The 12,727-nt window shown below is 73.6% G+C and carries 13 protein-coding genes and 1 pseudogene; 8 read left to right on the top strand and 6 right to left on the bottom strand.

Annotation, left to right across the window (positions count from 1 at the left end; all coding sequences use genetic code 11):
• Window positions 1-112: 112 nt before the first annotated feature.
• Window positions 113-466, top strand: a complete 354-nt coding sequence (tatA, locus tag ACIHAA_RS00235) for a Sec-independent protein translocase subunit TatA (RefSeq protein WP_399810930.1) — start codon at window positions 113-115, stop codon at window positions 464-466.
• A gap of 36 nt (window positions 467-502) precedes the next feature.
• On the opposite strand, the gene ACIHAA_RS00240 is transcribed toward tatA, so the two are convergent.
• The 3 genes from ACIHAA_RS00240 to ACIHAA_RS00250 all read right to left on the bottom strand — a co-directional run bounded on the left by ACIHAA_RS00240 (window position 503) and on the right by ACIHAA_RS00250 (window position 2,939).
• Window positions 503-733 carry a hypothetical protein gene (locus tag ACIHAA_RS00240; RefSeq protein WP_399810933.1) on the bottom strand — a complete coding sequence of 77 codons (231 nt, stop codon included), beginning with the start codon at window positions 731-733 and terminating at the stop codon, window positions 503-505.
• 89 nt (window positions 734-822) lie between these two features.
• On the bottom strand, window positions 823-2,226 hold the full coding sequence (locus tag ACIHAA_RS00245) for an ATP-binding protein (protein ID WP_399810936.1): 1,404 nt from the start codon (window positions 2,224-2,226) through the stop codon (window positions 823-825).
• Window positions 2,223-2,939 (bottom strand): response regulator transcription factor, encoded by a 717-nt coding sequence (locus ACIHAA_RS00250; RefSeq protein ID WP_399810939.1) that lies wholly within the window; start codon window positions 2,937-2,939, stop codon window positions 2,223-2,225. The genes ACIHAA_RS00245 and ACIHAA_RS00250 overlap by 4 nt, the downstream gene beginning before the upstream one ends.
• A gap of 63 nt (window positions 2,940-3,002) precedes the next feature.
• Between ACIHAA_RS00250 and ACIHAA_RS00255 the strand changes: the two genes are divergently transcribed.
• From ACIHAA_RS00255 to ACIHAA_RS00265, 3 genes and pseudogenes are all read left to right on the top strand, one after another.
• Window positions 3,003-4,178, top strand: a complete 1,176-nt coding sequence (locus tag ACIHAA_RS00255) for a UDP-N-acetylglucosamine--N-acetylmuramyl-(pentapeptide) pyrophosphoryl-undecaprenol N-acetylglucosamine transferase (protein WP_399810942.1) — start codon at window positions 3,003-3,005, stop codon at window positions 4,176-4,178.
• 14 nt (window positions 4,179-4,192) lie between these two features.
• On the top strand, window positions 4,193-5,191 hold the full coding sequence (locus tag ACIHAA_RS00260) for an SDR family NAD(P)-dependent oxidoreductase (RefSeq protein WP_399810945.1): 999 nt from the start codon (window positions 4,193-4,195) through the stop codon (window positions 5,189-5,191).
• A 23-nt stretch (window positions 5,192-5,214) separates the two neighbouring features.
• A pseudogene (locus ACIHAA_RS00265) lies at window positions 5,215-6,336 on the top strand (LCP family protein); the annotation flags it as partial.
• Between the two features lie 41 nt (window positions 6,337-6,377).
• On the opposite strand, the gene ACIHAA_RS00270 reads toward ACIHAA_RS00265, so the two are convergent.
• On the bottom strand, window positions 6,378-7,337 hold the full coding sequence (locus ACIHAA_RS00270; protein ID WP_399810947.1) for a hypothetical protein: 960 nt from the start codon (window positions 7,335-7,337) through the stop codon (window positions 6,378-6,380).
• A 204-nt stretch (window positions 7,338-7,541) separates the two neighbouring features.
• Here ACIHAA_RS00270 and ACIHAA_RS00275 point away from each other — a divergent pair, with 204 nt between their 5' ends.
• The 3 genes from ACIHAA_RS00275 to ACIHAA_RS00285 all read left to right on the top strand — a co-directional run bounded on the left by ACIHAA_RS00275 (window position 7,542) and on the right by ACIHAA_RS00285 (window position 10,872).
• Window positions 7,542-8,459 (top strand): helix-turn-helix domain-containing protein, encoded by a 918-nt coding sequence (locus ACIHAA_RS00275; protein WP_399810950.1) that lies wholly within the window; start codon window positions 7,542-7,544, stop codon window positions 8,457-8,459.
• 91 nt (window positions 8,460-8,550) lie between these two features.
• A complete protein-coding gene (miaB, locus tag ACIHAA_RS00280) occupies window positions 8,551-10,080 on the top strand; it encodes a tRNA (N6-isopentenyl adenosine(37)-C2)-methylthiotransferase MiaB (protein WP_399810952.1) in 1,530 nt (509 codons plus the stop codon).
• Window positions 10,081-10,152: 72 nt separating this feature from the next.
• Window positions 10,153-10,872, top strand: a complete 720-nt coding sequence (locus ACIHAA_RS00285; protein ID WP_399810955.1) for a class III extradiol dioxygenase subunit B-like domain-containing protein — start codon at window positions 10,153-10,155, stop codon at window positions 10,870-10,872.
• A gap of 181 nt (window positions 10,873-11,053) precedes the next feature.
• Here ACIHAA_RS00285 and ACIHAA_RS00290 read toward each other — a convergent pair whose 3' ends face one another.
• The gene (locus ACIHAA_RS00290; RefSeq protein WP_399810958.1) at window positions 11,054-11,281 is read right to left on the bottom strand and encodes an antitoxin; all 228 of its coding nucleotides are present in this window, start codon (window positions 11,279-11,281) and stop codon (window positions 11,054-11,056) included.
• A gap of 25 nt (window positions 11,282-11,306) precedes the next feature.
• Entirely contained in the window at window positions 11,307-11,567 is a 261-nt protein-coding gene (locus ACIHAA_RS00295) for a hypothetical protein (protein WP_399810960.1), read from the bottom strand.
• Between the two features lie 180 nt (window positions 11,568-11,747).
• Here ACIHAA_RS00295 and miaA point away from each other — a divergent pair, with 180 nt between their 5' ends.
• On the top strand, window positions 11,748-12,686 hold the full coding sequence (gene miaA, locus ACIHAA_RS00300; protein ID WP_399810963.1) for a tRNA (adenosine(37)-N6)-dimethylallyltransferase MiaA: 939 nt from the start codon (window positions 11,748-11,750) through the stop codon (window positions 12,684-12,686).
• Window positions 12,687-12,727: the final 41 nt, after the last annotated feature.

The raw sequence follows: 12,727 nt of genomic DNA on the forward strand, positions 1-12,727 counted from the left end.
GCTCTCTCCCCTTCCGGTCCACCCCATCACTTGTACAGTTGCGCAAAGTGGCAACCATGGCGGGCGGGCGGCAGAAGGCTCTCGCCCGCGGCGCGGAAGGGCGGTGCGGTCAATGCTCCGCAACGGACTGGAACCCTGGCACCTGCTGATCGTGGCCCTGGTCGTGATCGTGGTGTTCGGCTCGAAGAGGCTGCCGGACACCGCCCGTGCGCTCGGCAAGTCGATGCGCATCCTCAAGAGCGAGGCCAGGGCGATGCGGGACGAGGGCGCACCGTCGGCCGCCACCCCCGAATCCGCCCCCGCCCCTGCCCCCGGGCTCGCCCCGGTCGCGCCCGCACCGGCCCGGACCTCCGCCGAAGCCACGACCGCTCCCGCACCGGCCTTTCCCGCCGCGGCCGGACCTGCTACGGCCGTTCCCGCCGCGGCCGAACACCCCACGGCTGAACCCCCGGCCACCGCCTCCTGATCCGAAGCCTTCGCGCCTGATCAGGCCGGTTCCGGCTCAGGGGCTGGCGCTGTCGTAGCCGTAGGCCAGCGGCTCGGAGCGGGAGCCCGGCCTGCGCCGGTACACGTACAGCGCCGCCACCTGGACCCCGTCCGCCGGGTCCTCGACCCGGCAGGGATACGTCACCTGGAGCACCGAGGGCCGGTCCGCGACCCGCATGCGCAGGCCGTTGGCCGGTCCGCCCGAGAGGACCGCTGTTTCCCACTTCGTCGTGACATGAACGTCCATGTCTGAACTGTAGAGTTGCGCACTCGTCCCAGGGTTGTGACCTGCGCCACCCGGTGGCCGCCCCCGGACACCTCTCGGGTCACTCCCACTCAGCCGGTCGGCCGCGGGTCCACCGGCAGGTCCAGCCGGAACAGCGCCCCGCCGCCCGGCGCCTGATGAGCCGTCAGTTCCGCGTGGTGGGTCCCGGCGATCTGGCGGGCCATGGCCAGGCCCAGACCGGAGCCGGGCAGGGCGCGGGCGGTGCGGGACCGGTAGAAGCGGTCGAAGACATGCGGCAGGTCGGCCGCGTCGATGCCGGGGCCGTGGTCCCGCACAGTGATCTCCAGCGCCGTGCCGTCCGGAGCGAGCCGCGCGGCCACCTCCACCCGGCCGCCGGGCGGGGAGAACTTCGCCGCGTTGTCCAGGAGGTTGGAGAAGAGCCGGGCCAGACGGCTCGGCACGGCTGCCGTGAGCGCCGCCGCGGCCGCGGGACCGGCGTCGAAGGAGAAGACGACATGCGGCCAGTGGTCGTGGGCCGCGGCCACGGTGTGCTCCAGGACCGACACCGGCCGCACCGGCTCCAGCGCCTGGTGCGGCTCCTCGTCGCGGGCCAGGTCGATCAGGTCGTTGACGAGGGTGGTCACCTCCCGCAGCTGACGTGTCAGGGCACCCGTGGCGCGGTCCCGCTGCCGCGGGGTCAACTCATCCACCCGCAGCAGGATTTCCGCGTTGGACCGCAGCGCCGTCAGCGGGGTGCGCAGTTCGTGGGAGGCGTCGGCGACCAGCCGCCGCTGCGCGCTGACGGACTCCTCCAGGGCGTCGAGCATGGTGTTGATGGTGACCGCGAGCCGGGTGATCTCGTCCTCGCGGCCCCGCGGCCCGGTCGGCAGCTCGATCCGCAGCCCGGCGTCCCGGGTCGCCGTGATCCGCTCCGCGGTCGAGGTCAGCCGGGTCACCGGCGCCAGTCCGGAACGGGACACCCAGTAGCCCAGCAGCGCCGCCACCGGCACGCCCGCCCCGCCGATCACCGCCAGCAGACCGGCCGCCTGGCGCTCGGCCCGCTGCACCCCGTCCGAGCGCAGCGCCACCTGCATCGCCATCCCCTTGCGGGCCTGTGTGGTCAGCACCCGCACGGCCAGGCCGTCCACCGTGGCGGTGCTGAAGTAGGGCGCCCGCCGCCCGGCCGCGACCTCGCGCGCCGCCGGTCCCACGGGCAGCAGATACGGCTTGTGCGGATCGTCGGCCGCCTGCTCGGGGACCAGCTGGGCGCAGGCGGGCGCGGCCAGGAAGCGGCACTCGCCCGCCTGGACACCGGGCCCCTCCGCCTTGTACTGCTGCACGGCGAGCGTGGCGGACTGGGTGAGCTGAAGGTCGAACTGGCGGTGCAGGGTGTAGGAGGTGACCGCGTAGGCGCCCGCGCACACGGCCAGCGCCACGCCCGCCACCGCCGCGGAGGCGGTCAGGGCCAGCCGGCGGCGCAGCGGGGGCCGCCGGTGGCGGCTCGGCCGGGTCACCGCTCGTCCAGCCGGTAGCCGACGCCGTGCACCGTGTGCACCAGCCGCGGGGCGCCGTCGGCCTCCAGCTTGCGGCGCAGATAACCGACGTAGACGGCCAGTGAGTTGGAGTCCGGACCGAGGTCCCGGCCCCACACCCAGCGCATGATCGTCTCGCGTTCCAGGACCTGCCCCGGGTGGCGCAGCAGCAGTTCCAGCAGCGCCCACTCGGTGCGGGTGAACTCCAGCCGCCGCCCGGACCGCAGCGCGGTGCGGGTCTCCGGATCGGCGATCAGGTCCGAGAAGCGCAGCTGGGTCGCCGACGGCGGCTCACCGGGCCCGGTGCGGCGCAGCAGGGCCCGCAGCCGCGCGGACAGCTCGTCCAGCGCGAACGGCTTGACCAGATAGTCGTCCGCCCCCGCGTCCAGGCCGTCCACCCGGTCGCTGACCGCGTCGAGCGCGGTGAGCACCAGGATCGGCGTGCGGTCGCCCAGGGCCCGCAGATGGCGGCACACCGCGAGCCCGTCCACCACCGGCATCATCACGTCCAGCACCAGGGCGTCCGGCTCCCAGTCCGCCACGGCCGCCAGCGCGGCGAGCCCGTCCGCCGCCCCCCGCACCACAAAGCCCTCCAGGGCGAGGCCGTCCTCCAGGGCGGCCCGCACCTCGGGGTCGTCATCCACGACGAGCACCTGCGCGGCGGCACGGGGAACGTCCTGAGCTGCGTCATTCATGGCACCAGCCTGCCAAAGGGTGCTCTTAGAAGCCTCTTAGGGCGGACCGGGAGCGTGCCGGGCATGGATACTCCGCTCTCCGTCGTGATCGGTGCCGGGGGCACCGGTGGCCATATCTATCCCGGGCTGGCCCTCGCGGACGCGCTGCGCCGCCGGGTGCCCGACGCGGTGATCTCGTTCGTGGGCACCGAGCGCGGTCTGGAAGGCCGCCTCATACCCGGCGCGGGCCACCGCCTCCACACGGTCGACATGATCCCGTACGACCGCTCCCTGGGCGCCAAGCGCTTCACGCTGCCCGCCGCGCTGCTCAGGTCGGCCGGGCAGTGCCGCACCATCCTGCGCGAGCAGCGCGCGCAGGTCGCCGTGGGGATGGGCGGCTATCCGAGCGCGCCCGTCATCCTCGGCGCCCGGATGTCCGGCCTGCCCAGCCTCATCCACGAGTCGAACGCGGTGCCCGGCCGGGCCAACGCCTTCGCGGCCCGGCTCACCCCGCATGTCGCACTCGCCTTCGCGGCCGGCGGCGCCCGGCTGCCCGCCTCCAGCAGGCCCGAGGTCGTCGGCATGCCACTGTCCGGCCCGCTGGCCGCCCTGGACCGGGCGGCCGAACGGGACGGCGCCCGCCGGGAGCTGGGCATCTCCCCGGACGAGCAACTGGTGCTCGTCAACGGGGGCAGCCTGGGCGCGGCCCGCCTCACCGAGGCGGCCATCGGCCTGGCCACGCGCCGCCGGGACCGCCCCGGCCTGCGGCTGCTGATCAAGACCGGACCGGCCGCCCTGGACGAGACCCGCGCCCGGCTGCGCGCCACGGGGGCGGACCGGGTCGCCGAGGCGGTGGCCTATCTGGACCGCATCGACCGCACCTACGCCGCCGCCGACCTGGTGGTGTGCCGCGCGGGCTCGGCGACCGTCGCCGAACTGGCCACCATCGGGCTGCCCGCGGTCTTCGTGCCGTACCCGCATGCCCCGGGCGACCACCAGACGCACAACGCCCGCACCCTCACCGACATCGGCGCGGGCGTCCTGCTGCCGGACGCGGACACCACCGCCGACTCCCTCGACTCCCTCGTCGGCTCCCTGCTCGACGACCCCGGCCAGCTGCACGCCATGGCCGGGGCCGCCGCCCGGGCCGGTGTCGGCACCCAGCACCGCGACGCCGCGGACCGGCTGGCGCAGCGGGTCCTGCGGCTCGCCGGACACCCCCTGACCCCGTCCATCACCTCCGTCTCCACCGCACAGTGAGGAAACGCACCGCCATGCACGCACCCGACTTCTTCCAGGGCCGCACGGTCCTCGTCACCGGCGCCGAGGGTTTCATCGGCTCCACCCTCGTCGACCTCCTCCTCGGCCAGGGCGCGAAGGTCCGCGCCCTGGTCCACTACAAGCCGTACGCGGAGCACGGCAACCTCGCCCACCTCCAGGACGATCCGCGGATCGAGCTGATCGCGGGCGATGTGCGCGACCCGGGCCGGGTGATGGACGCCGTCGCGGGCTGCGACACCGTCTTCCACCTCGCCGCCCTGATCGGCATCCCCTACAGCTACGACTCCCCGGGCGCCTATGTCGCCGTCAACGTCACCGGCACCGAGAACATCGCCGAGGCCTGCCGCCGCCACCAGGTGCGCCGCCTGGTGCACACCTCCACCAGCGAGGTCTACGGCACCGCCCTGACCGTTCCGATCGGCGAGGACCACCCGCTCCAGCCCCAGTCGCCCTACTCCGCCTCGAAGATCGGCGCCGACATGATGGCGCTCTCCCACCACCACGCCTTCGAGCTGCCGGTGACGGTGGTGCGCCCCTTCAACACCTACGGCCCCCGCCAGTCCGCGCGTGCCGTGATCCCCACGATCCTCGCCCAACTGCACTCCGGCGCCCGCGAGATACGCCTCGGCTCGCTCACCCCCACCCGCGACTTCACCTATGTCACCGACACCGCCCGCGGTTTCCTCGCGGTGGCCCAGTGCGACCGGGCGCTCGGCGAGGTCGTCAACCTCGGCACCGGCGAGGAGATCGCCATCGGCGACCTGGCGCGCAAGCTGATCGCCGCCTCCGGACGGGACGCCGACATCGTCGTCGACGACGCCCGGCTGCGGCCCACCGGCAGTGAGGTCCACCGGCTGCTGTCGGACAACTCCCGCGCCCGCACCTGGGCCTCCTGGAAGCCCGAGGTCTCCCTCGACGAGGGCCTGCGCCGCACCTCCGACTGGGTCCGGGACAACGTCCACCTCTTCGCCCCCGGCCGGTACGCGGTCTGACGTCCCCGGAGGAGGGAGCGGTCATGAGCCGTCATTCCAAACGGTCCCGGCGCGGGCGCCCGCGCGGCCGCCGGGTCCGCCGGGCGGTGCTGGTCCTCACCGGGCTGGTGCTGCTCGGCGTGGCAGGGCTGGGCTGGGCGGTGCTGCGGCTGGACCGCAGCATCTCCGCCTTCGACGGGGCGGGCCTCGCCAAGGACCGCCCCTCGGCGGGTTCGTCCCGCGGCGAGAACGTCCTGGTCATCGGGTCCGATGCGCGCACGGGCGGCAACAGCGCCCTCGGCGGCGGCGACAGCGACGACGTGGGCCGGTCGGACACCACCTTCCTGCTGCATGTCTTCGCCGACCGGCGGCATGCGACCGCCGTGTCGATCCCGCGCGACACCCTGGTGACCCTTCCGCCCTGCCGCCTGCCGGACGGCAGGTGGACCAGGTCCCGGCCGAACACCCCGTTCAACGAGGCGTATTCCACGGGCGAGAGCGCCGCCGGGAACCCCGCCTGCACCCAGAACACGGTGGAGCGGCTGACCGGGCTCCGGGTGGACCACACGGTCGTGGTCGACTTCAAGGGCTTCGCCGCCCTGACCGAAGCGGTCGGCGGCGTCACGGTGTGCATGCCGCGGGACATCTACGAGAAGGATCTCGACCCCAACCGGGCCACCCGCGGCTCCCTGCTGTTCAGGAGGGGACAGCAGAGGGTCGCCGGCCAGCGGGCGCTGGACTACGTCCGCATCCGGCACGGCATCGGCGACGGCTCGGACATCGGCCGGATCCGCCGCCAGCAGGCCTTCCTGGGCGCCCTGATCAAGAAGATCAAGACGGACGGGCTCACCCCCACCAGGCTGCTCCCGCTCGCGGACGCCGCGACCAAGTCCCTCACCGTCGATCCGGGCCTGGCCTCGGCGGGCAAGCTGGTCTCCTTCGCCCTCTCGCTGAAGAACGTCGACCTCCGCGACACCGCCTTCGTGACCGTCCCCTGGCGCTACGACGGCAACCGCGTCGCCCTCGTCGAACCGGACGCCTCCCGGCTGTGGGCCGCCCTCAAGGCGGACCGCCCCGCCCCGGCCCACGGCGGCGGCCCCACCGGTTCGGCCAAGGCGCCCTCGCCCGGCAACACCCGCACGGCCGACGAGGACCCCTGCTCCGGGCTGACCTACGGCACCGGGGGCTGACCTGGGCGTGTGTGCCGCTACCGGCGATGCAGCAGCCGCGCCGAGAGCAGCTTGGGGTCGGTGCCCGAGACATAGGCCGCGTCGGTGACGTAGACCGTGTTGCCGCGGCGGGCGACGGAGGTGGGGTTGCGCAGTCCGTCGGCGGCGGTCAGGACCACGGTGTGCGAGCCGTCGGCACGGACCAACTCCACGTCCGCGCCCTGGTTGTCGGCGGCCAGCACGCTGTCGCCCTCGCCGGTGAAGGCGAAGTCGTCCACCGACCCCAGACCGTCGGCGACGGTGTGCACGGCCCCGGCCTCGCCATGGCGGCCGATCGGGATGCGCACCAGCGTGCCCCGGTCCATGTTGGTCACCCAGAGCGCATGGTGACGGACCTTCAGCCCGTTGGCGCCGAAGCCGTCCGCGGTACGTGCCTCCAGCTCGGGCCCCGCCTTCCAGACCGCGGCCGCCCCGCCGCCCCGCGGAATGCGCCAGACGGCGCCCCGCGCGGAGTCGGTGGCGTAGAAGGAATCCCCGTACAGGACAAGCCCGTTGGGCACGCTGCCGCCCGGCAGGGCGGCGATCCGGCTCGGGGCGGAGCCCGGCCGCAGCCGCCACAGCCCGGTCAGCGCGTCGGTGCCCGCCGAGTAGAGCACATACAGGGTGCCGTCCGGGGCCCGGACGATCCCGCCCGCGAAGGCCCGGCCCGTCAGGGGTGCGCGGGTCCCGTCCGGCGGGGCCGGCAGGGTGCCGAGGACATGCAGTGCCCCGTCCGGGGTGAGCCGGTCGACCTGGTGGGAGAAGGCCATGGTCAGCACGGTGGAACCGTCCGCCTCCACCGTCAGGTTCTCCGGCTGCTGGCCCGCCGCCGGATCCAGATGCCGTACGACATGGGCGGGCCCGAGCGGAGGGGCCGCCGCGGACGCCCCCGCGGCGAAGACGGCGAGGGAGGCGGCCGCGGCCGTCGCGGCGCAGGCTGTCCTGGTGAGCCACTGCATGACTGAACTCCTGGTTGCTGGTGCTGTTGATTCCCCGGACAGAGACGATGTCTGACGGATCGTCAGGAGTGCTGTGTCCGGCGGTGCTTCCGGGAGTGACGCTAGAAGGGCCGCGGCAGGCGAAGAAGGGTGTGCCGCACCCCCCTCCGGACAGGGTGTGACACACCCCGGCTCGCCGTGCGGCGGGCCGCTACGGTGGGGCGCATGACGAGGGGAAACGAGCTGGGTGACTTCCTGCGCGCGCGCCGCGACCTGCTGTCGCCCGCGGACGCGGGCCTGGTGTCGCACACCGCGCGCCGGGTGAAGGGGCTGCGCCGGGAGGAGGTCGCCCTGCTCGCCGGGGTGAGCACCGACTACTACACCCGGCTCGAACAGGGTCGCGAACGGCATCCCTCCACGCAGGTCCTCGACGCGGTGGCCCGTGCCCTGCGCCTGGACCGGGACGCCGCCGGGTATCTGTTCCGGCTGGCCGAGCCCGCGCCCGGGACCGTGGCCGCGGCGGCCTCACCTGCCGTCGCCCCCGAACTGCGGCGGCTGATGGACCACTTCATCGGTGTACCGGCCTGTGTCGTCGGACCCGCCCTCGACGTCCTCGCCGCCAACGCCGTGGCACGGCAGCTCTACGGCGGTTTCGCCCGCTTCGACAATCTGCTGCGGATGCTGTTCCTCGACCCCTTCGCCCGCCGCTTCTACCTGGACTGGGACCGGGCGGCCCGCGGAGCCGTCAGCTCCCTGCGGGCCCTCGCCGCACCCTTCCCCGACGACCCGCGCGTCACGGAGACCGTGGGCAGCCTCGCCCTGCACAGCCCGGCCTTCGCGGCACTGTGGGCCCGCCACGAGGTGCGGCCGCGGACCAGCGACTCCAAGGACCTCTGGCATCCGCAGCTCGGCGAGATGCATCTGCACTACCAGGCGTTCACGGTCACCGGCGCACCCGGCCAGCATCTGTTCGTCTACTCCGCGGAACCCGGCAGCCCGAGCGCCGACGCCCTGGCCCTGCTGCGGGCCCTCGCCGCGGACGGCGAGGCCGGGCTCCCGCAGGGCCCGGCGCCCGGGGACCCCGCCCCGGCCACCGGCGCCGGGCCGTGCGAACCGGACGGCCACGGCCGCCGGGGCGCCTGACCGCGCCCGCGCCGACCTGCGCGGACGGCGGCGGTCCGGGGCCGCGACAGCGCCGGGGCGGCGTTCTCCGGGGAGCGCCTACCCTTGACCCATGACCAGCAGCAGCGACCGGAGCCGTGCAGTGGACGTTCAGAGCACCATGACGTATGAGATCCGAACGTACGGATGTCAGATGAACGTCCACGATTCCGAGCGGCTGTCCGGGCTGCTCGAGGAGGCCGGATACGTCCGCGCCCCCGAGGGCTCGGACGGCGACGCGGACGTGGTCGTCTTCAACACCTGCGCCGTGCGGGAGAACGCCGACAACCGCCTCTACGGCAACCTCGGCCGCCTCGCGCCCCGCAAGGCCGAACGCCCCGGTATGCAGATCGCCGTCGGCGGCTGCCTCGCGCAGAAGGACCGCGACACCATCGTGAAGAAGGCGCCCTGGGTGGACGTCGTCTTCGGCACGCACAACATCGGCAAGCTGCCCGTCCTGCTGGAGCGCGCCCGGGTGCAGGAAGAGGCCCAGGTCGAGATCGCCGAGTCGCTGGAGGCGTTCCCCTCCACCCTGCCCACCAGGCGCGAGAGCGCCTACGCGGCCTGGGTGTCGATCTCCGTGGGCTGCAACAACACCTGCACCTTCTGTATCGTCCCGGCGCTCCGCGGCAAGGAGAAGGACCGCCGTCCCGGCGACATCCTCGCCGAGGTGGAGGCCCTGGTCGCCGAGGGCGTCTCCGAGATCACCCTGCTGGGACAGAACGTCAACGCCTACGGCTCCGACATCGGCGACCGCGAGGCGTTCAGCAAGCTGCTGCGCGCCTGCGGGAACGTCGAGGGCCTGGAGCGGGTCCGCTTCACCTCCCCGCACCCGCGCGACTTCACCGACGATGTGATCGCCGCCATGGCCGAGACGCCGAACGTGATGCCGCAGCTGCACATGCCGATGCAGTCCGGCTCGGACACCGTCCTGAAGGCGATGCGCCGCTCCTACCGCCAGGAGCGGTACCTGGGCATCATCGAGAAGGTCCGTGAGGCCATCCCGGACGCCGCGATCACCACCGACATCATCGTGGGCTTCCCCGGCGAGACCGAGGAGGACTTCGAGCAGACGATGCACGCCGTGCGCCAGGCCCGCTTCTCCGCCGCCTTCACCTTCCAGTACTCCAAGCGCCCCGGCACCCCCGCCGCGACCATGGAGGACCAGATCCCGAAGGAGGTCGTGCAGGCCCGCTACGAGCGTCTCGTCGCCCTCCAGGAGGAGATCTCCTGGGAGGAGAACAAGAAGCAGGTCGGCCGCACCCTGGAGCTGATGGTGGCCGAGGGCGAGGGCCGCAAGGACGGCGCCACCCACCGGTTGTCCGGACGCGCCCCCGACAACCGCCTTGTCCACTTCACCAAGCCGGACGAGGAGGTCCGCCCGGGCGATGTGGTGACCGTCGAGATCACTTACGCCGCCCCGCACCACCTTCTCGCGGAGGGCCCCGTCCTGGCCGTCCGCCGCACCTCCGCGGGCGACGCCTGGGCGAAGCGCAACGCCGCGGAGTCCGCCAAGCCCGTCGGCGTCATGCTGGGCCTCCCCAAGATCGGCATCCCGGAGCCCCTCCCCGCCGCCGCACCGACCGCCTGCGGCTGCGACTGACGGGAACGGCGCCCGCGGGGGCGAGCGCACGGAGGGGCGCGGGAGCAGTCGCCCGGGGTTACGCTGCGGATCATGCTTGTCGCCGCCGCCGTCTGCCCCTGTCCGCCCCTGCTCGTGCCCCAGGTCGCCGAGGGTGCCGCGCAGGAGCTGGACGGCGCCCGCGCCGCATGCGCGGACGCCCTCGGGGTGCTCGCCGCGGCGCGCCCCGACCGGCTGGTGGCCGTCGGCTCCGCCCCGCAGGGTGGAGGCGGGGCGTATCCGGCGGGGGCCCGGGGGTCGTTCCGCGGGTTCGGGGTGGATGTCGGCGTACGGCTGGGCGGCGCGGGGACCGGCCCGGCCACGTCCGAGCGGGAACTCCCGCTGTCCCTCGCCGTCGCCGCCTGGCTGCTGGAGCGCGTGGGCTGGGAGGACGCGCCGGTCGAAGGTCTCGCGGTGCCCGAGGACCTGGCTCCCCGGCGGTGCGCCGAGACCGGGGCGGCTCTCGCCGGACGGGACGCTCGGGTGGCACTGCTGGTCATGGGTGATGCGAGCGCCTGCCGCTCGGTCAAGGCGCCGGGCTACCTGGACGAGCGGGCGGCCGGTTTCGACACCGCCGCGGCCCGGGCGCTCTCCACGGCCGACCTGGCGGCGCTGCGGGCGCTGGACCCCGGCCTGGCCCGGGAGCTGAAGGCCGCGGGGCGGGCCCCCTGGCAGGTCCTCGCGGGCGCGGCCGAGGGCACGGACCTCACCGGCGCACTGCTCTACGAGGACGCCCCCTACGGGGTCGGCTACCTGGTGGCGGCCTGGTCGTAGCGCATCCGGCCACCCGCCTACCTACGGCGCAGGGCCACTCGCGCTCATACGACCGGCACGTGGCACGGTGGGCCACCCGCGTTCCTACGACGGCACGGAGGCCGCGGAGGGCATCGGGGACGGCCGGGAGGTCTTGCCTCGCGGCCGTCCGCCGATGTGCCGTGCTGTGCGCCGTGCCGTGTCAGGATGCCGGGGGCGGTGGGCCGCCCGCCGGGCCGGTGTCCCGGTGCGCGATGCGTTCCATCGCGTGCTTCGCCTTGCCCGTGCCTGTGTCGATCTTTCCGCTGTACTTGCCCTTGGTCTTCTCGTCGATCATCTTCGCGGCTTTGTCGAGGCCACGATCGACCTTCTCTTCGTGCTGGTGCGCGAAGTTCGAGACCTTGGCCATCAGGTTGTCCACGAGACCCATGGTCCACCTTCCCTGCGAAGCGCGGTTATGTGCGGGCGCCCTCCTCGGCCGCGACCTCGGCAGCCTCCGCGGGGGACTGCTGCCTGGGGATCCCGACACCCTCCTCGACGGCCGGAGCGGTTTCCTCCGCCACCGTCTCCGGCGCGGAGTCGGACCCGGTCTTCCCCTCGGCGGTCTCCCTCGCCTCCGCCGTGTCGTCGGCCGTCGTCTGCGCGGCCTCCGCCGCGGCGGACTGCGCCTCCTCCGTCCTCGCGGGCCGCCGGAAAAGCCGTGCAAAAACGCCCATACCTACTCCATACGTTACTCGTGCGGGCGAAATACCGCGTCGTGCGGTGAGCCCGTTTGCCATGGCCGGCCTTCTGTTCCCGAACCGGTGGCCGTGGCCTCGCATCAGGCAACGACCCCGCATACGGCCCGTAACGTCGCTCGTTCGAGGTGGGGTCCGGAGGTTTGCGAGACTGTTGCGGTGAGTAGCGCAGCTCCCGCACCGCGGGTCATCGCCGTCGTCGGACCGACCGCGGCCGGAAAGTCCGATCTGGGCGTATTTCTCGCCCAGCAGCTCGGCGGCGAGGTCGTCAACGCCGACTCGATGCAGCTCTACCGGGGGATGGACATCGGCACCGCCAAGCTGACGCCCGAGGAGCGCGGCGGCATCCCGCACCATCTGCTGGACATCTGGGACGTGACGGTCGCGGCGTCCGTCGCCGAGTACCAGCGGCTCGCCCGCGCCCGAATCGACGCGCTGCTGGCCGAGGGGCGCTGGCCGGTCCTGGTGGGCGGCTCCGGCCTGTATGTGCGCGGCGCGGTCGACCACCTCGAATTCCCCGGCACCGACCCCGAGGTCCGGGCCCGGCTGGAGGAGGAGCTGACCCTGCGCGGCCCGGGAGCGCTGCACGCGCGCCTGGCCGCCGCCGACCCGGACGCGGCACGGGCGATCCTGCCCGGCAACGGCCGCCGTATCGTCCGGGCGCTGGAGGTCATCGAGATCACCGGCAAGCCCTTCACCGCCAACCTCCCCGGCCATGACTCGGTCTACGACACCGTCCAGATCGGGGTCGACGTGGCGCGCCCCGAACTGGACGACCGCATCGCACGCCGGGTCGACCGGATGTGGGAGGCCGGACTGGTGGACGAGGTGCGCGACCTGGAGGCGCAGGGCCTGCGGGAGGGGCGCACATCGTCGCGCGCGCTCGGGTATCAGCAGGTGCTCACGGCGCTCGCGGGGGAGTGCACGCTGGAAGAGGCGCGCGCGGAGACCGTACGCGCTACCAAGCGCTTCGCGCGCCGTCAGGACTCCTGGTTCCGCCGCGATCCGCGGGTGCACTGGCTCAGCGGCGCGGCGGCGGACCTGCGGGAACTCCCGCAGCAGGCGCTGTCGTTGGTCCAGCGACCGGTTACAGCCTGATCACGTGATGGCATCGGGACGCCCCGCCCGTCATCCGGGCC

The organism is Streptomyces sp. NPDC052040 (assembly GCF_044548405.1).
Taxonomy (GTDB): domain Bacteria; phylum Actinomycetota; class Actinomycetes; order Streptomycetales; family Streptomycetaceae; genus Streptomyces.